The organism is Methanosarcina sp. DH2 (assembly GCF_020804225.1).
GTDB lineage: Archaea > Halobacteriota > Methanosarcinia > Methanosarcinales > Methanosarcinaceae > Methanosarcina.
Window position 1 is genome coordinate 571,707 of sequence record NZ_WJBI01000001.1, and the last position, 19,709, is coordinate 591,415.

A 19,709-nucleotide genomic window follows, 5' to 3' on the forward strand; every position below is an offset into this window, starting at 1 on the left:
ATGGTAAAAGAGTATAAGACAATCACTCAGATTGCAGGGCCTCTTGTCTTTATCCAGAAAACAGAGCCTGTAGGTTATAAAGAAATCGTTACTATCAACCTGCCTGACGGAACTACCCGCAGAGGCGAGGTGCTGGACTCTTCAACAGACCTAGTGGTTATCCAGATTTTTGAAGGTACTGGCGGTCTGGACAAGGATTGTGGTGTAGTCTTTACAGGGGAAACCCTGAAGCTTCCCGCATCCATTGACCTTCTCGGCAGGATCCTTTCAGGTGCCGGTGACCCTCTGGATGGTGGGCCAAGGATTGTGCCAGACCAAATGCTGGATATCAATGGGGCTGCAATGAACCCATACGCCAGGTTGCCTCCAAAGGATTTCATCCAGACTGGCATCTCCACAATCGACGGAACAAACACCCTGGTCCGTGGACAGAAACTGCCTATCTTCTCAGCATCAGGTCTCCCACACAACGAAATTGCCCTGCAGATTGCAAGGCAGGCTTCTGTGCCCGGATCCGAAGCAGAGTTCGCAGTGGTTTTTGCTGCAATGGGTATCACCAATGAAGAAGCCCAGTATTTCATGAGCGACTTTGAAAAGACAGGCGCTCTGGAAAGGGCAGTTGTGTTCCTTAACCTGGCAGACGACCCTGCTGTTGAGCGTCTCACCACCCCACGTCTGGCCCTGACAGCAGCCGAGTATCTGGCATATGAGCACGGCATGCACGTTCTCGTCATCCTGACTGACATAACTAACTATGCAGAAGCTCTCCGTCAGATGGGTGCCGCCCGTAATGAAGTGCCTGGCCGTCGTGGGTATCCGGGTTACATGTACACTGATCTTGCAACACTCTACGAGCGTGCTGGTATTGTCAAGGGAGCCAAGGGATCCGTTACCCAGATTCCGATTCTTTCGATGCCTGGTGACGATATTACCCACCCGATTCCTGACCTTTCCGGGTATATTACCGAAGGCCAGATCGTGGTTGCCAGAGAACTGCACAGGAAAGGTATCTACCCGCCAATCAATGTGCTGCCATCCCTGTCGAGGCTGATGAACTCCGGTATTGGAGCAGGCAAGACAAGAGAAGACCACAAAGCCGTTTCTGACCAGATGTACGCAGGTTATGCAGAAGGTCGTGACCTGAGAGGTCTCGTGGCTATCGTCGGTAAAGAAGCTCTGTCTGAGAGAGACGTCAAGTTCCTTGAATTTGCTGACCTCTTCGAACAGAAATTCGTTACACAGGGCAAAAACGAAAACAGGACAATTGCAGATACCCTGGACATCGGATGGGGCATTCTTGCGCACCTGCCAATGAACCAGCTGGGTAGGATTGACAACAAGTACATCCAGAAATACCATCCTGCACATAAAAAGGCTCAGTGATTATCATGGCTCAAGACGTAAAACCAACTCGGTCGGAGCTAATCGAGCTCAAGAAGAAAATCAAGCTCTCTGAAAGCGGGCACAAGCTCCTTAAGATGAAAAGAGACGGTCTTATTCTTGAGTTCTTTAAGATCCTTAATGAGGCAAGGAACGTCAGAACTGAGCTGGACGCTGCTTATGAAAACGGCAGGGGAAAAATCAATCTCGCCTGTGCTGTGAATGGAATGGTTGCAGTCAGATCAACTGCTTTTACAGCAAAGCGATCCCCCGAAATCCAGCTTTCAGGGCATAACATCATGGGTGTTGTGGTGCCAAAGATCAGCTCTACCGGAGTCCGCAAATCCCTCTATGAGAGGGGATACGGTATCATCGGTACAAACTCATACATCGATGAGACTGCAGAAGCCTATGAGGACCTGGTAGAAAAGATCATAACCGCCGCTGAGCTTGAAACAACAATGAAAAGGCTCCTTAATGAGATCGAGAAGACAAAGAGGCGTGTGAACGCTCTCGAATTCAAAGTAATTCCCGAGCTCATTGCAACCATGAAGTACATCCGCTTCGTCCTTGAGGAGATGGAAAGGGAGAATACTTTCCGGCTGAAGAGAGTCAAGGCGAGAATGAAATAATTAACTTGATTTGAATATGGCAGCGTGTAAGGATCGACCGAATCTGGTTGAAAGAGCAATAACTAAATTAGGTGAACCCGAAAACCAGGCCCGCCTGCTGCAGGCAGCCTGGCGGATCTCCCTTTTAATGATGGTTTTAGGGTTCATCATTATGTTAAGAACGATCTTTCCGAATTTTACCTTGACCTGAACTTCAGGACAATTATTTTTTGAGTTCGGCACAGCATATTTTCTTTTCTGTTTATTTTTTATCTTCCTCTGGTCTGATTAACGTTAGAAAGCTATTTTAACGACGAATATCAATCCTAATTTCCTCATGCAAAACGAAGCCAGACTTCTTCATGTGACCGGCACGGTGCAGGGTGTCGGCTTTCGCCCATTTGTATACCAGCTTGCAAAAGCCCACAGGCTTTCAGGGTACGTGAAAAATCTTGGAAATCACGTGGAGATCCTTATAGAGGGATACGAGATAAATATTCAAAATTTCCTTTCCGACCTTCCTGAAAAAAAGCCTCCACTTGCCAGACTTAAAGAAATTAAAGTCAGCACTGTCTCTTTTTTCGGTTATTCAAAATTTATTATCATACACAGCGAACCCGGGGCTTTTGAAAACTCTATAATTCCTCCGGATACGGCTATCTGTGAGGAGTGCAGGCTGGAGATCTTTGATCCCTCTTCCAGGTACTACCATTATCCTTTTACTGTCTGTACAAACTGCGGCCCTCGCTATACTACCGTCCGTACGCTTCCCTATGACCGCGAAAATACAAGCATGGCAGATTTTCCTCTCTGCAAGGAATGTGATATTGAATATACCGATCCTCTCAACAGGAGGCATCATGCCCAGCCTGTCTGTTGCCCGAAATGCGGACCCGAACTCTGGCTTTCGGACTCTCGTGGGAAAGTGCTCGCAAAGAGTTATGAAGCAATTTTAACAGCTTCTGACCTTCTCCAGCAGGGTTCAATTCTTTCGGTCAAGGGTTTCGGGGGCTTTCATATCGCCTGCGATGCCCGAAAAGAAAAGCCCGTACAGGAACTTCGAAGACGGTTGGGTCGTCCGGAGCAGCCTTTTGCGGTCATGGCAAAAGATACCGAGGTTGTAGAGTCTTTTGCAGAACCCGGAGATTCAGGCAGGAAATGCCTCATATCTCCCCGCCGCCCCATAACCGTGCTTCCCGGATTAAAAGACTTCAAACTGGCAGGATCAGTTTCTCCCGGTCTGCACAACATAGGGGTCATGCTACCCTATACAGGCACACAGAACCTGCTTTTTGACCTCATGCCGGATTCTGTATACGTTATGACCTCTGCAAATCTTCCGGGACGGCCCATGATTGTCGAAAATGAAGAAGCGCTTGAAAAACTTAAAGGGATTGTGGATTTTCACCTGCTGCACAACAGGGTTATTGCAAACAGAAACGACGATACGGTTATCCGGGTTGTAAACGGACAGAAAGCCTTTATTCGGCGTTCCAGAGGTTTTGTTCCCGAACCTGTAGAGCTGCCTTTTGAAGTCGAAGCTTCTGCAGGAGTGGGGGCTGAAATGAACTCGACGGTAACTCTGGCAAAAGGAAAGCTGGCTTACATCTCTCAGTACATAGGAAACACCAATCATGTGGAGACCTTCAGGTATCACTCTGAAGTTTTCGAGCACCTGATCCGACTTACGGGTATAGAGCCTCTCAATTGGGGTTGTGACCTGCATCCCGCTTTTAATACAACCCGATTTGCACTGAGCAAAGGTGGAGAAAAAACACTTCGGATCCAGCACCACTACGCCCATATCCTAGCCCTTATGGCTGATAATTCCCTGCCAGTTGACTCCCGGGTCCTGGGAATTGCCCTTGACGGAGCCGGGTACGGCAGAGACGGGACAGTCTGGGGAGGGGAACTTCTGGGTTCATCCTATTTCGGATACGAGCGCCTGGGACATCTGCTTCCCCAACCTATGCCAGGGGGAGACCTTGCCGTAAAAACTCCTTCCCGCATGGTCCTGGGCATGCTGTCAGGGAGGCTTGGAGAAGAAGAACTGAAAAAACTGCCTCTCTACTTCCCCCTGGAAAAACAGGAGTTTTCTACAGTTATGCAGCAGCTTCAAAGAAAAATAAATGTTACCACGAGTAGCAGCGCAGGGAGAGTGCTGGATGCGGCTGCGGCGCTTCTAGGGATATGCAAAGTGAGGACTTATGAAGGAGAGCCTGCAATGAAGCTTGAATCTGCAGCAAAGAAAAGTATTCATCGACCAGACCTCCCTCTGGTTTTTAGAAATTGGGGACAGTCCAGAACCTCTGTGCTTGATACGACTGAGCTCCTTCTGGGGGTTTATGAGCTTTCCGGTGGAAAGTATTCCCCTGCTGACCTTGCGTTTGCAGTTGAAGAGAACCTTGCAAAAGGAATCTCAGAAATTGCCATCTCCCTTGCTGCGAAAAACGGTTTTGAGAAGATAGGCCTGAGTGGAGGGGTTGCTTATAATGATCATATTACTTCATGCATTGCAGGAACTGTGAAGGAAGCAGGTTTTGAATTTCTTACGCACCGCAGTGTTCCGTGTGGAGACGGCTGCATTTCCTTTGGGCAGGCTGTAGCAGCTGGGCTTGGAACATATTCAAAAGAGCTCGATGATGCTGGAAGCACTTAAGTCCCGGGATCTAAAATTAACTTTCGCCACTTCTGATGTTCCTTATCTGGAGCATACTCATTCAACATACTGAAATTTGATCCGAAAAACAGAAATACAAAATTAAATAAATGATCCGTGCTTACATAGGAGTGGGAGCATAAATGGGGCTAGGTAGTATACGGATTAGAGTGGTAACCAGCAGGGATGAAATCCTTAGCCTGGAACACGAGGAAAAGGCAGTACATCTTGCTTTTCGGCCCTCGGACAGGGATCTCTTCAGTCTGGTCAAGACCTGTCCCGGAATTGAAATACTTCAGCTTCCCGCATCTTCCTATGAGGGGCTCTCAAAATTTATTAAAATGTACCTTGCATCTTCAGGAATTCACCTGGTAAAGGGAGATGTGAGCGGGCACTGGCATGACCTTAACAACTATTTTGTAATACCGTCTTATGTGCTTGAAAAGATAAAGGAACTGGAAGTTCAGGGTCGGACTGAAGAAGAGATAATCGGTGAGATAACAAGCCTCAGGAAAATCAGCCCTGATATGGTTCTTCATCTGCTTCATAGTTCTTTTCTTACTACATTCCCGGAAAGGCCTGAACTGAACAAGGTTTAGAGAGATTTTCAATAAGTGTTTTGTATAAGGAGACCATTTTATTTCCGGTTTACAGGCGTTTCCACCATTTCCTTGAGGCTTTCTGTTCTTCTATCTGTCTTAACCCTTCAGCTTCAAATTTCTGCTGCATCCTATACTTCCTATTTTCGTCATTAAGCCTGGAAACTTCTTCCTCTTTGCTTACAAGTGTTCCTTTGATCTGTCTTATTAGCTCGTTTTTTTCCCTGAGCTGCCCTGCAAGTTTCTCCTCCCCTACATATCCAGAGAGTTGCTTTTCAAGCTTTCTGACTTTTTCTTCGCTTGAGGCAAGCATGGCTTCTATTGTGTTTATCTTTCTCTCTTTTCCGGTGAGCTTTTCTTCAATTCTCTTTACTTCTCCACTCTTTGCAATAACCTCTCCGGCAAGAGTGTTAAGGTCCCTGTCCTTCACTGAAATGCTTTCTTCAAGTTTTTCCATAGCCCTTTCTTTTGCCAGGAACTTTTCTTGAAGTGCCCTTATTTCTTCAGCTTTTACTTCCAGTGCCCTATCAAGGCTATTTCTCTCGTTTTCTTCTTCACTCAGCTTTGACTGAAGTTTTTCTATTTCCGTATCCTTATCTGCAAGTTCTTCAAGAAATTCTTGAAGCTTTGTGTTCTTTTCCTGAAGCTCTGCTTCAAAAAAGCTTACAATCTCTTCTTTTTCGTTCAGTCTGGTTCCAAGTTCTTCAATAATGCTATTGTTTTTAGTAATCCGACCTTCAAGCCTTTTTATTGCTTCATCTTTTTGAACTAACTGATTCTCCAGGTCTTTTATAGTTTCATCTCTTTTAGAAAGGCAGTTCTCAAAGTTTCTTATATTTTCTTTCTTTTCAGATATTTCCTTCTCAAACTCTTCCAGTTCATCTCCCTTTTCGGAGATAAGCTTTTCAAATTCTTTGAGTTCAACTGCTTTGCCTGCGAGGCTTTCTTCAAGATTTTTTATGATTTCTTCCGAATCCGATAGAGACTTTTTAAGGCCATCTATTTTTTCGGTTTTTATTTCAAGTTCTTCCTGTAACCTGCTGTTTTCTCTGTCCCTGCCTGCAAACTGTTCCTCAATTTCCTTTATTTTTTGCAGGCTTTCTGAAAGTTTTATTTCCAGGCTATTTAACCCGGTATCACTGCCTGCGACCTGGGTATAAAGAGAACTTATCTCGTCTTTTTCTCTAATTTCTTCTACTGCCGGAGTAAAAGAAATCCTTTTTCCAGAGAAGTCTTTTTCAGAGAAGCCTTTATCAGGAGCATCTTCTTCAAGGATATCCTTTTCAGGAACATCTTCTTCAGGAATATCTTCTTCAGGGATATCTTCTTCAAAAAGGCCTGTCTCATTGAGATTTATTCCAGGAAGATTTTTTTCCGGAATATCTGCCTCAAGAATAGCCATTTCGGAATTATCGGTCTCAAAATGAGTTTTTTTGGACTCTAAAGTTTGAAGTTCTTTTTTTTCCGAAATAAGGCAGACCTGTCCTCTTGAGTTTTCACAGATCTCAGCCCAGGCAAGGATGGAAGCTATCGGCGTAATCCTTTTCAGTACAGTATCTCCTTCCTTGCAGCCATAGACTTTACTGGCAATATACCCTTCCACGGTACTCAGGTCAAGGTTCGGATCTCCCAGCCTGCAGCCTGTTGCGTTTCCTTTTTTTGCCTGACCTCCATTTTTCTGCAGAAAATTAATAGTTTCGGAAAATATCTCCCATTGTAGAAATGGCTGGTTTTTCAGGTTATCAACGTAGATTCCATCCTCTTCAACTCGGGCTTCGAAAAACTGCTTCCCGCTCATAAGTGGAATCTTTGCTGGATTTCCTTCTTTCATGAACTGGTTTTTTATTTTTGCAACAACAGGGTCTTCCATGCATGGGCCTCATAACAGTCTTAGTTTCTGGAGTATAATATGTATAACATTTAATAAAAGTTATGTTATTCTCTCAGAAATTTATTAAGTGGTAAGTAGGAGTAAACGGCCGGCAGGGGATATAATGTACTTTCCGGCACGCCAGTTAATTAGTTTTAAGGGAATTATTAGTAAGGAGTTTTAGTTTGAAGCTTAGTTTGGAGTTTTAGTGTGAAGCTTAGTTTGGAGTTTTAGTTTGAAGCTTAGTTTGGTGTTTTAGTTCGGAGCCTCATATGCTCTGCTGAATATTTCAGCGTATTACAAAAGGTTCTCTAAGTGAAATAAGGATGAAAAGGAAGGATTAAAATGAGAGAAATAAGTTCATAATTCTTATTCTTCTTTTTTACCTTTATAACTCTCAAATTTTGAAACCGTATCGATAGTATTTTTATAATGATTATTCATTAATTTACTTCTTAGCTTCTTCGACATAATCGAAGCTGTTATATAGTTGCTTCACAAAGAATAATTAATCTAGCTACATCCATCTATACAGGATTTTTTTAGTTATCAATTTATATTAATAAACTCCTGGGTAGGTAAAATTACAGAGCTGAAATTAAAGCCCTGCTTTGAAATCATTCAATAAAACCGAATAAACAAAATCAGCTTAATGCGTATCATCTGGTTTTGGGCTGAACAATGATATCAGTTTAAAGCTAAGTGTTCAGGAGAAATTATTTCAATTTATCAATACAAATGCTTATTTACCTGGATGTAATTTCACTCAAGTCATGCTTTAAAGGCCTTTTACTACCTCTGTGCTATTGATAGTGCCGCCGATTGGCTGAAATACCTTTAAAATTCTATCAGCCTTTGCTTGCGAGAGGAAGTTCTAGACACTTACAGGATAATTCAATCGGAGGGAAAACATATTTGGTTAATATCAGGGTAAAAGCCTGGGTACTGGACCTGGTTTTTATGCATATTTTGTTTATTGCGATCCTGTATATAGTCTACGTTTTCATCGTGCCATTAATGGTCCCGGGTTGATTGCAGAGGAAATGAATATCAGAGTAAGGTTATTAATACTAAAAAATGATTGTAAATCGGATTAAAGGTGGTCTCAAGTGACGGAAGGAATGAAATCTCAGATAGGCGACAATAACGCAAAAAAAAGAAAACAAGATCCGGCTAATGAGCAGGACAGGCCAAAAGGACTGAAGTCCAAAAGTTACTATCTTGACGTGATCTTCATTCAGCTTTTGCTTCTGTTACTTCTGTATGGAGTCGCCAAATTTGTTGTGCCCATGCTGTCTTGAAGTTTTTCAATTTGACTGAAAAAAGTTCTGGTTTTCTTCGGTGAAGCGTTTCAATCCTTCCCGAAGCAGTACCACACTATTTTAAGTATATTTTTCTCACATTCAGGTTCGTTGATTAATTATTTCGGGCTCTGTTTTCTTCCAGATTCTGGATTATTCCCTTAGTCCCAGGTATTCTCTCAGTTCCAGGTTATTCCCTCAGTTCCCAGGTTTTTTTCGGTTATCAAGATATTTTTCTTAGTTACGAGATTATTTTTTAATTATGAAGTCATCTTTTCAGTTACTACATGCTCAGGTATATTCTTTCTGAGCTCATCCCAAAACCAGTTTTCTATCACATCAATAAGAGTTTCAGAACCATTTTCCTACTCAGGAGCTCGACTGATTATCTCTAAATTTGAGATTTCGTGATATGGTTTGAGTTTTGGGATCAGCTCTCTAAGTAATTCTCTTGCTCTGTATCTTTTTCTCGGTTCTACAGGTCTTCTTGTATCTCTTTCTGATAAGATAGCTCTTCTGTATTATTACACTAAATAGATAACTTTATTAAAGATTGTTTTATTGATAATAAATCTGAATCCGATCCCCTGGAAAAATCGATAGGCTCTCAGGATTTTAACTCTCTCCAGATTCTTTCTTTTTTACTCGCAAAAAAGGAAACCCACACAAACACAGGAAAATTCGGTTCTGGGACATATCCTGAGTCACGAGAGTTCGCTACAGTTTCAGAGTTCGCTACAGTTTTAGAATTCGCTACAGTTTTAGAATTCGCTACAGTTTTAGAATTCGCTACAGTTTTAGAATTCGCTACAGTTTTAGAGTTTGCTAACGTTTAGAGTTCGTTAAAATCTTAGCTGAAAATTAATCATTAGGAATTAGATGTATAATTGGATAGTTGGGCACATATAATCCGGATGAGTTTATACTAAAGTTCACAGAGGTAAATATGTTCAATCTTGAAGGTGAATCTGTATTGAGAACTTCATCAAAAGAGAGACCCAAAGAAAAATTTATTAAAACACCAGGTTTAACCTGGACTTTATCTAGCTACATAACAAAATATTGGAAATGCCCTGACCTGCGACAAAACAAATATTGTTTTGATAATATCCTGATTTTTTGTTGATTTTATTTATCATACTTTTCAGACGGTCTGGTTGGGCTTTTTTTAATATGTTAAATAAAATGGCGCTCATCATACTGGTTTACGTTATGTTTCTATGATAAACACGAAAATAAAAGAAAGAATGTAAATACTAGTTCTCTCTAAATAAATCATGTAATTATAGAAAAATATTTAATGAAGAATTTTTTACTATCAAATGAAAAAAAATCAATAGATCGGGAGGACAAACTTTGAAAATTAGGGTTGTGAGTTCTAGAGAAGAAATCTTTACATTAAATCCAAACGAAAGAATAGTTCACCTGGCCTTCAGGCCTTCGAACAAGGACATTTTTTCCCTGGTTGAGAACTGCCCCAAGATTGAGGTAATCCAGTTACCCAAATCATACAGGCGCACGGTCTCAAAGTCCATAGAGATGTTCCTTGAAATGCAGCGCATCCAGCTCATCGAAGGAGATGTCTGGGGTCACAGGAAAGACATTAACGAATATTACCGTATTCCTTCCTCTATAATTGAGGAGATAAAGGAACTGAAAATTGAAGGCAAATCCACTGAGGCTATCGAAGAAAAAGTCTCAAGGGAGAGCAAACTGAACCCTGAAATGGTTGCATACATCCTCAGAAAGGATGTTACTGCATGAGCCTCTGAAAATTATTTTCAGGCTCTTCCCATTTTATTTTCTTTTAATTTTTATTGCTTCGTAATTTTTATTATTTTTTTATTTGTGTTACTTTTTAAGTTTAGCTTCTTACAGCTTTATTACTTTTAAAGTTTTGTTACTTTTTTATTTTTATTACTTTTTATTTTTAATTACTTTTTTATTTTCGTTGTTTTGTAACTTTATATTATGACTCGTTTTTCAGTTTTTCTTTCTTGCTAAAACTACCTGTAAAACGCAATTCTGTGGCACTTTTATCTTGAGGTTCTCCGTTATGCGAAAGTGTACAAGTTTTTCGAAGCTGATGCTGTAAACTTTGTTTAACAGAATGTTCTGAAAAACTCTCTAAAACGCTGTAAACCTCTTAAAGTCCTGCAAACCTCTTTTTAGATACGTTAAGGTGTTGTTTACAATATTAATCCCTTTTTCTATTTTCCTATGTCTGTTTTCCGGTGTCTATTTTGAGTGAAATTACTCTTTTACCGCTTCCAAACCCCTGGTCTGGAAAAAATATAAAAAAATTCTTAGATTTGCGATTTTCAGCAGTAACTCCCCCGCTGCCAAATATTCAATCTCATCAAAATATTATTTCAGGCCGAAGAACCTGTGATCCTGTGCTTAATTTTTGCCTGAATAAAGCTTACAGGATTTTAAGTCTACAGGCTTTTTTAAGTCACAGGCTTTTTTAACCTACAGGCTTTTCTCCTTTTCAGGATATTTTAACTGATTTTTATTTCCAGACGGTTATTCACTTTTTTGAGCCTCCGAACAGGACTGTAAACTCTGTCCCCTGATCTCTTCTAATCCCTACGCATCCGTCAATCTGATCAACAAGAATATTTACCAGCTGGAGCCCGAGAGACCCTGCATTTTTGAAGTCTACACCTTCCGGAATTCCCTTCCCGTTATCAGCTACGCTCAATATGAATCGCAGATTCCTCTCATCTACGCATTCCTTATCCAGTCCTGAACTCCGGATATTTAAGGCAAAACTATCCACTTTGTAAAGGCTTATACGGATCTCGCCTTCGGTCCCTTCGGGAAAAGCATGCTTCAGGGAGTTGGAAACAAGTTCGTTAACAATTATGCCCAGGGGTATTGCGGTGTCCATATCAAGATAAACTTTCTCAAGGTCCAGTTTGAGGTTAATATTATCTTTCTGTACGGAGTATGAACCAAGCAGGTCTGCAGTCAGTTTTTGGAGATAAGCTGCAAAATCAAGGGTATCGATTTCGTTTCCTTTATACAGCTCTTCATGGATAAGAGCCATGGAGGTAACACGGTTCTGGCTTTCCCTGAAGGCTTCAAGCATTTTTTTGTCGCTGAACCTTTCAGCTTCAAGGCTGAGCAGGGAAGAGATCACCTGCAGATTATTCTTAATCCTGTGATGAATTTCTTTTATGCGTGCCTCATCTATTTTTTTCAGTACCTCTTCCGCTCTTCTACGCTCTGTAATGTCGCGAATGAGACCCTGCATTTCTCCAGACAATCCGGAATTTGCCGGAAGCTTTTGCAGTATTACGCTTACCCATTTTACTTCTCCATCTTTTCTGCGTATCCTGTACTCAATTTCGGTAGAAAGGTCCGGGTTAGAGGTAAACCTTTTCATGCTTTCAAGAATAATGTGCAGATCTTCAGGCACTACTATTTCTTCCCATCTAACCTTGCCGGAAAGGAGATTTTCCTTACTATAGCCTGTAATTTCTTCGATTTCTCCTTCTATGAACAAGGGCACAAAGTTCCTGTCAAGCCTGAACCCTATAAACCCTTTTATATTATACATGAGCGAGTTGTAGTTTTTTTGTTTTATCCGATCTCTTTCCAGCATCTGATTCTTTTCCAGCTCCTGTATGCCTTTGGAATCAGCTATCTTTACACCGAGCATATTGTAGATCCTGCCCTGGTCATCCTCGAGGAAAATTGTTCTCTGCTTGAATGCCTCCTCACTCTTTTTAAGCTCCCTGAACAGAAGGCTGTAAGGTGCCTCAAATCCTGTCTCAATTATAGCTGTGTAAATCAGGTAAAAAGAAAGAATTTTAAAGTAGTGCCCCAGAAGGTTGAAAAACCCATATACATCTACATACAGAGTAAAAGCGAGTTCTCCGAGGATTGTGACAATTATTGATGCTTCTACCAGCCTGAAAACATGGGTTTCGAACCGATCTCGTTTTGTGTATAAAAGAATAAGTGAACAGAAGAGAATTAGTGATATAACATATTCACTTACAATCTTAAAAGGAGTAAGTCCGGAACCTTCAATATAAGAATCGGGAAAGTTTCCGATAATAAAGATTGAGAGAATACAACCAGCCATAACTACTGTATATATGAGAAAAGTTTGCCAGAAGAACCTGTTTTTTTCTCTTGCTCCTGTATCTCCTGTTTTATTTTCTGCCTTGTAATCTTTTAACAGCAGTGGAGCTACGAGCAGGGAGATACTTTCCATGTACCTTGCGGCTATCCAGAGCTGGGTGGGAAGGTTTGAATCAAACTGAGGAAAAATCCCCATTCCTTTGTATGCAAATGTATGGAGCAGATCCAGGTTCGCAACAAAGAAATAAGCAACTCCTATGAGTATAAGATACCTGTTTTCCAGGCGGGTTTTTGATTTCGATACTATGAGAAAGACGACGTACGCTACATATATACTGAATAATTCTGCCAGAGTATGGAAGAGAAGGTAGTTGCTCCGGCTGATTATATAGAGCAGACCGGCTAATGCTACCCAGAGTATTATTTCATAGGGCGATATTTTCATTTTTTTCCCTAATGTCATCTGGTATCCATCCATCTTCTTTAAGTTCCTGCCCCTTCTAAAGCTCATTTCTTTCTGTATTTAAATAAATATCTTGCTTAATATAAAGCTAGGTTAGATTGTTTTGGGGATATACCTTTTCTTAGAATATACATTTATTTGAGCGATTCCTTTTTTCGAGAATAGGTATGTAGTTTAAATACGACATAAACAGCTCGTCGTCTTCAGCTCTTCTCTCCCTGTTCTTATAAATAAACCTGATTTTTACTTGCAGGCATGTCACTTTCAGTACAGCAGGATGAAGGATAGCCAGATATTTATGGTAAAGCAATTAAAATGAATATGGGGGATACAATTGACTTCATCGAAACTTTCTGCTGAATTGACTTCAATAGTCAAAAATAAGCTTGAACTGGGATCTGAAGAGCGTGTCAAAGTTAGAGTCCTTCTGGAACAAGATGCTATTCTTGAAAAAGTAACAGTTGCCCTGGAAGGGAACGGGCTTAAGATTAAAGATATTCAGGAAGGTCCGGATGTAGTAATTACCGGCACGCTTGCGGTACAGAACATTATTGCAATTACCAGTGTTCCTGAGGTGGATAAAATCGAGTATGATCGAAGATCATAATCCTGAAAACACGATATATACAAATGATACGAATTCTAGTTTTTCATTTTTATTTTTTCTTATTAAAAACTTCAATTCTTAAAAAGTTCCAGTTCTTAAAGACTCTAGTATTGTGATTCCGAAGTATGTTCACAAAAGTTGAAGTTTGAATATATCAATAGTCACCAATTTTCCCATTAAATAAGGAATTTATTTGGAATCGAAGCACTAGTTTTTAAAAGATTCTAATTCTTAAAAAAATAATCTCAAAGAAAAAGAACCGCAGGAAAAAATCCGGACGGAAAAAAATCTAAAAGAAATAAAAATGTCAGGTTCCGGAAATCAAAAATTCAGTCCTTCTCTACCCAGTTCCCTTTAGAGTCTTTCTCATACTTCTTTTTGACTGCGCTCCAGGCGACCTTGTGTGCAGTTTCTTCCCTTGAAGCATCCCCTTTCCTTTCGGAAGGGTCTTTGTATTCTTCCCAGGCGCTGTTGAATGCTTCTCTGTAGATATCCTGACCGTGTTCAGGCAGGTTTTCCTTAACGGTCTCCGGCAGTTCAGAATTACTTTTATATGGCATTTATTTCCCCCATTTTAGGTATAGGGGGTTATTTTTTAAAAACATTCTGTGTAGCCATTTATATCGCTTTACTTCTGGGCCCTTAATTTCTGGAGTTAATTTCTGGAGTTAATTTCTGGAGTTAATTTCTGGAGTTAATTTCTGGAGTTAATTTCTGGAGTCACGAATTACCTCTTACACTGATTCTGATTGTGAACTCCGTTCCGTTATCTCTTTTCAATTCAAGCTCTCCGTCCAGCTGTTCTACCAGTATACTTACCAGTTGCAATCCAAGGGTATCTGAGTTTTCAAAATCGACTGCTTCTGGAATGCCAACCCCGTTATCCAAAACTATTAGGGTAAACTCAGTTCTCTTGATATCTCTTTCTCTGCGGCTGCCATAGCTACTTCTTTTACTCCTGGAAACTTCCTGCCTGTGAAGCTTTATCTGGATTTCTCCTTCTTTTCTGCCGGAAAAAGCATGTTTCAGGGAATTGGACACAAGTTCATTAACAATTATCCCTAACGGGACCGCAGTATCCATATCAAAGAACACATCCTCTTCCATATCTGTTTTCAATCTGATGTCGACGTTTTCAAACCTGTATATATGGAAAAGGTTCTCAACAAGTCTTTCAATATACGGTGAAAAGCTCAGGGTATCACTTTCTCCGCCCTCGTGCAATTCTTCATGGATAAGAGCGATGGATGCCACCCTATCCTGGCTTTCTCGAAAAGCTTCGAGAATTTCCGAGCGCTTTATATATTCTTTACTGCCTAATTTTTCAGCCTGGAGGGCGAGCAAGGAGGAAATTACCTGCAGGTTATTTTTGATCCGATGATGAATTTCTCTTTTACGGGCAAGCTCTCCCATTTTTTGTTTTAACACTTCTTCTGTTTTCTTAAGCTCAGTAATGTCCCGTGCAGCAGCAAAAACCCCTATGACCTTTCCACTTTCGTCTTTATAAACCGAAGCATTATACAAAACAGGAGTTATATGCCCGTCCCTGTGCTGGATTTCAAGAGGGTAGTCCCGGACCTCTCCCTCCACGAACACCTGTTGATACCCTTTACTGGCTTCTTCAGGTTCTGTGAAATAGTCCGAAAAGTCCGTTCCGATCAGTTCGTCTCTTGAATATCCGGTGATCAATTCCGTAGCTGCATTTACATCTGTGATCTTGCCATCAGGCCCTATGGTTACTAAAGGATCCAAGCTGGCTTCAATCAGGCTGCGGTTATAGATATTTGATAGCCTGAGTGCCTCTTCTGCCTTCCTGCGCTCGGTAGTATTCCTGGCAATCGTTGAAACGGCAATAAGTTCTCCAGACACGTCAAAAACCGGAGAGAGAGTTATCGAAATATTTATTATTGTACCGTCTTTTTTTAACCTCAAAGTTTCTGAGTGGTGGATCTTTTCTCCCTGTTCAATCTTTTCAGCTAACTGTTTTGTTTCCCCTTTAAGATTCTCCGGCTCAATTATCGATACGTTTTTTCCCAGGACTTCTTCAGCAGAATAACCGTAAATTTGCTCCGCTCCCCTGTTCCAGCTTGTAATCATGCCATCAAGAGACTTGGTTATAATAGCATCGTCCGATGATTCCACAACATTCGCCAGCATCTGGATTTTCTCTTCTGCTTTCTTACGTTCAGTAATATCGTGTACAGATGCAAAAACCCCTCTAACCTTCCCATTTTCGTCTTTATATACTGAAGCATTAACCAGAACGGGCGTTATATACCCATCCCTGTGCTGGATTTCAAGAGGGTAATCCCGGATTTCTCCCTGCACGAGCACCTGTTTATACGCTTTAATGACTTTTTCAGGCTCAGTGAAATAATCCGAAGAACGAGTCCCGATCAGCTCGTCCCTTGAATATCCGGTGATCAATTCCGTAGCTACATTCGTATCCGCTATCTTGCCGTCAAGCCCGATGGTTACAAGGGGGTCAAGACTAGCTTCAACCAGACGGCGGTTATAAATGTTTGATAACCTCAGCGCCTCTTCTGTCTTCCTGCGCTCGGTAATATCCTGAACTATTCCCTTTGCTCTAACAGGGATGTTGTTTTCATCGAGAATAATTTCGGCCTGTGTATGGACAGTACGTTCCTCTCCATCAGGCAGGAGAATCCTATAATCAATGCTCTGCGGCTCTTCACTTAACCCTTTCTTAATGGCATCAATGACATAGTCCCTGTCTTCAGGGTGTACATACTTCAAAAAAGAATTGTAAGTTGATCCGAATTCCTGAGGTCCACGTCCGAAAATGCAATAAACTTCATCTGACCATTGTAGTTCACCTGTTGCGATATTCCAGGTCCAGCTCCCTATATGAGCCATTTTTTGGGCTTCCGCAAGTCCTTCTTCACTTTCTTTCAACGCTTTATAAGCTTTCTCAAGCTGCACCGTTCGCTCTTCAACCAGTTTTTCTAAGTTGTCATGTGCTTCTTTTAAATTAGCTTCTGCTTCTTTTGAAGCCTGAAAAACTGTCTCTTCCGCCTTTTTGAGCCTGGGACTCTCTATTTGCTCCCACTTTCCTTCCCTTTTGATTAAAGAGAACTGATGGTTGATGGCCGCATCGATGATCTCAGTTGCTTTGCACCTGTCGAGGGAATAGGTGCATAGAGCTATTATACGATGGTTGCCGATTATATTGTCTGCTTCTTTCTCATAGCCCGCGAAGCCGTGCCAGTTCTCTTTTTCCAGCCATAAAGTATTTCCGAACCTCAAACCCTCATAGCTATCTTCCATGGCACTGTTGAGTTTTTCGACCCAGCTGTTTAAGACTCTCTCCGGATCGAAAGTAACCTCTGTCAGGTACCAATCCGTATAAGGAATAATCTCGATTTGCCCTTTTTCCATGTAAGCATCGATTGCAGGAATAGCTCTTTTCAGGTCTTCTTTTGCCTCTTCTATATCCTGGACTTGTGATGTAACCCAAATACAGAATTCATTATTTTCCAACCCTGCTTTGAAATAGGGAACAAGTATACCCACCAGATCTTCTCTTGTCTGGTAGAACTGGCAGAAGTGCGTTCCCCAGGGCACATCTCCAATAACGTCAATACCGGATTTTCTCAGGCTTTCTCCCATTCTACACCTTCTTCGACCATTAAATACAGATTAAATCCAATTCAATATTCGGTGAGCAATTTCTCATAAATCTTTTTGTGTCTGTTTTTTTGTATCTCTCTGGCTTCTCAGACCCGGTAATTAATCGGTAATTAATCGGAAAATAATCGGAAAATAATCGGAAAATTGATCGTAAAACCATTTCCTGTTCTCCACCTGAAACCTGGTTCCCTGTCTCGCTACCTGCCAATTTTTCTCCCCAATACAATTTTTAAGCTTTTTACTTCTTTATTATCGTCATCTGGCAGCACTTTTTTTTATAAATAAGTTATTATGAAATATTTTAATCGATTTTCAAGTCCGCAGGTGCTTATGAATTCTCTTTTATGAAGAAGGGTTTCCATACTCTTATACTGGCAAACAGAAAAACTTATCAGTATTATATGCTACTATCGATATTTATTAATTCCGATGCATAAAAACCTATACATTATATAACGTTGCGTAATAAAAAACAGGTTTATTTAAATACCTACTTAAACGTGAGTCTTGAGTCCAAGGTACTAATAAAAAAGAATCTTAGATAAAACTCGAAAAATTTAAATTACATTCATAGGATTGAAAAAGAGAATTGAAAAAGGACTAAAAAAGGACTAAAAAAGGACTGAAAAAGAGAATTGAAAACAGAATAGATTAAGAATAGTAAGAAGAAACCCAGAGGGACTGCATCCGTACTGTATCCCCCAATACAGCCTCTTCGAATATTTTGCTCCCCCAAGCAAATTGATCCGAAGAAAGGATCAGCGCCCTCCAGGTGATTCTTTATGTGGTAGATTATACCCCACCTTACTTCCCAACTCCAGCATATAATAATAACATAAATTATTTTAAATTAATTCTATCAAAAATTGTTCCATAAAAAATTATATCGCGATATTAAAAATTTCAAAGCAAACATAAAGTTCTACATTTATCTGCTTTCAGCAGGGTTGTTGTGTTTCATTTTGACAGCCTTTATCTTTCTATCTTGTTTCAAAACAGATTTTTCTTTTACTCAGAAAACGAAAGAATTCCTTTTTCGTCTGCAGTCTTTCTATTTCAGCTTTGATCTCGTTAACTGACAAAGCGATTATATAGTAAATTCCTTGTTGGTCATCTCTCCGAGTGCCAGCCATAAATACTGTCAAATATAGAGATAAACGATCTTGCTTCTGGTTATGCCCCCTCAGTTTGCAGAAAAAATTCAAACTTCAGATGGACGGAGCGTGCTAGAAGTCAATCTTCAAGCAAGTATTCCTTTACCCCTTTCCATAGATATCCTTTAGCTAGATTCTCTACAGGAGCTGGTTTAATGCCTTTCATTCTCTTTTCGATAGCTTTGAGATCGTATCCCTCTTTCAGGATGATGAATTTGAATGTTCCCGCCTTAAGGGCTTTATTGGGACATCCATAGATGCACTTCAAACAAAGGAAGCATTCCCTACCAAAAATCGGTCTGTTGTCCAATATGCTGATGTTATTTGCAGGACATTTCTTTTCACACCAGCCGCAGCCATTGCAGTTCTCATTTACCCTGATTTTCTGCCCAAAGAACTTTGTTCCCGTTTTTTCCATTTCCCCTACCCTGGAGAATATGCGGCCTATGAGCTTCGGCCTGGTTCTGTATACAACCCCTGCCAGAAGGTCGTCAGCGATACGCTTAGCCTTTGATGGCAGGATCTCAAGCAGTCTGATAGCTAACCTGTCATCTGTTTTAACAAACCAGTTTGAAGGCATTACTACCATTTTTTCATAAACAACTTTGCAGTTCTTTCTTTCCAGTTTGCGTATAGAACTTACGCGGCAGGCTGTGTTTGGTGTCATTTCCCCGCCCCCGGAAACAGATATCACGGCAGCGTGAACTGGCCTGTTATTGTTACTGCACAGGCTGTCAATCCACTTATATACAATCTTTGGGGCATTAAACGCATGAACAGCAAATAGAAGTATCAACAGATCCTCTTTATCACCGGAAACAATATTTCCTGCCCTTATCTCAAGCTTTATAACAGATATACCGTGCGCGGTAAACTCCCTTTCAAGGGCATCAGCAACCCGGGCTGTACTTCCTGTCCCGGAAAAATAGGCTATTTTGATTTTATTGATTTTCCGTGATATTTCCATGATAATCTTTCCTTGTATGTAAGAGGGACAGGCGACTCCTTGTTTTATTATGAGCTAGCTTTAGAAATATAAAAACTCTTCATGCAAATTATAGAGGGTTTAATTGGTTTGTAAAAAAGATAAGCTTCGGGTGAACCTACCCACAAAGATCTGGGCACTTTCTATACCTGTTCTATTTCATGACTTATATATTGTAGATCTCCGGTCAATATAGGCTCTTCAAGTATTATAGGTTCTTTGAAAATTATCAGTTTATAATGTTATTTATCCTGAAAGCTCTAATATAGATGAGAAGCTTATTTTAAATATCGTCTAAATACCTAAATATTCTGCACCTTTGCCGATTGATGTC

At 40.7% G+C, this 19,709-nt stretch carries 13 protein-coding genes; 7 read left to right on the forward strand and 6 right to left on the reverse strand.

What is annotated here, in order from left to right; genetic code table 11:
• Window positions 1-1,383: an ATP synthase subunit B gene (locus tag FXV91_RS02480; protein ID WP_229387999.1), complete on the forward strand. Its 1,383-nt coding sequence runs from the start codon at window positions 1-3 to the stop codon at window positions 1,381-1,383.
• Window positions 1,384-1,385: 2 nt separating this feature from the next.
• A complete protein-coding gene (locus FXV91_RS02485; protein WP_229388585.1) occupies window positions 1,386-2,012 on the forward strand; it encodes a V-type ATP synthase subunit D in 627 nt (208 codons plus the stop codon).
• On the opposite strand, the gene FXV91_RS02490 is transcribed toward FXV91_RS02485, so the two are convergent.
• Window positions 2,013-2,234, reverse strand: a complete 222-nt coding sequence (locus FXV91_RS02490) for a hypothetical protein (protein ID WP_229388611.1) — start codon at window positions 2,232-2,234, stop codon at window positions 2,013-2,015.
• Window positions 2,235-2,328: 94 nt separating this feature from the next.
• On the opposite strand from FXV91_RS02490, the gene hypF reads away from it, so the two are divergent.
• The gene (hypF, locus tag FXV91_RS02495) at window positions 2,329-4,650 is read left to right on the forward strand and encodes a carbamoyltransferase HypF (RefSeq protein ID WP_229388001.1); all 2,322 of its coding nucleotides are present in this window, start codon (window positions 2,329-2,331) and stop codon (window positions 4,648-4,650) included.
• A 143-nt stretch (window positions 4,651-4,793) separates the two neighbouring features.
• Window positions 4,794-5,249, forward strand: a complete 456-nt coding sequence (locus FXV91_RS02500) for a DUF1699 family protein (RefSeq protein ID WP_229388004.1) — start codon at window positions 4,794-4,796, stop codon at window positions 5,247-5,249.
• A 49-nt stretch (window positions 5,250-5,298) separates the two neighbouring features.
• On the opposite strand, the gene FXV91_RS02505 is transcribed toward FXV91_RS02500, so the two are convergent.
• Entirely contained in the window at window positions 5,299-7,119 is a 1,821-nt protein-coding gene (locus FXV91_RS02505; RefSeq protein WP_229388006.1) for a chromosome segregation ATPase, read from the reverse strand.
• A gap of 1,109 nt (window positions 7,120-8,228) precedes the next feature.
• Here FXV91_RS02505 and FXV91_RS02510 point away from each other — a divergent pair.
• Window positions 8,229-8,420, forward strand: a complete 192-nt coding sequence (locus tag FXV91_RS02510; RefSeq protein WP_229388008.1) for a hypothetical protein — start codon at window positions 8,229-8,231, stop codon at window positions 8,418-8,420.
• Window positions 8,421-9,776: 1,356 nt separating this feature from the next.
• Window positions 9,777-10,184: a DUF1699 family protein gene (locus tag FXV91_RS02515; RefSeq protein ID WP_011024057.1), complete on the forward strand. Its 408-nt coding sequence runs from the start codon at window positions 9,777-9,779 to the stop codon at window positions 10,182-10,184.
• 766 nt (window positions 10,185-10,950) lie between these two features.
• Here the strand turns inward: FXV91_RS02515 and FXV91_RS02520 are convergent.
• A complete protein-coding gene (locus FXV91_RS02520; protein ID WP_229388010.1) occupies window positions 10,951-12,978 on the reverse strand; it encodes an MASE3 domain-containing protein in 2,028 nt (675 codons plus the stop codon).
• A 334-nt stretch (window positions 12,979-13,312) separates the two neighbouring features.
• Between FXV91_RS02520 and FXV91_RS02525 the strand changes: the two genes are divergently transcribed.
• The gene (locus tag FXV91_RS02525) at window positions 13,313-13,585 is read left to right on the forward strand and encodes a hypothetical protein (protein WP_229388012.1); all 273 of its coding nucleotides are present in this window, start codon (window positions 13,313-13,315) and stop codon (window positions 13,583-13,585) included.
• A 329-nt stretch (window positions 13,586-13,914) separates the two neighbouring features.
• Here the strand turns inward: FXV91_RS02525 and chaB are convergent, their stop codons facing one another.
• The 3 genes from chaB to FXV91_RS02540 form a co-directional block, all read right to left on the reverse strand.
• Window positions 13,915-14,145, reverse strand: a complete 231-nt coding sequence (gene chaB, locus FXV91_RS02530; protein WP_229388014.1) for a putative cation transport regulator ChaB — start codon at window positions 14,143-14,145, stop codon at window positions 13,915-13,917.
• 160 nt (window positions 14,146-14,305) lie between these two features.
• The gene (locus FXV91_RS02535) at window positions 14,306-17,215 is read right to left on the reverse strand and encodes a PAS domain S-box protein (protein ID WP_229388016.1); all 2,910 of its coding nucleotides are present in this window, start codon (window positions 17,213-17,215) and stop codon (window positions 14,306-14,308) included.
• 1,254 nt (window positions 17,216-18,469) lie between these two features.
• Window positions 18,470-19,357 carry an EFR1 family ferrodoxin gene (locus FXV91_RS02540; RefSeq protein WP_229388018.1) on the reverse strand — a complete coding sequence of 296 codons (888 nt, stop codon included), beginning with the start codon at window positions 19,355-19,357 and terminating at the stop codon, window positions 18,470-18,472.
• Window positions 19,358-19,709: the final 352 nt, after the last annotated feature.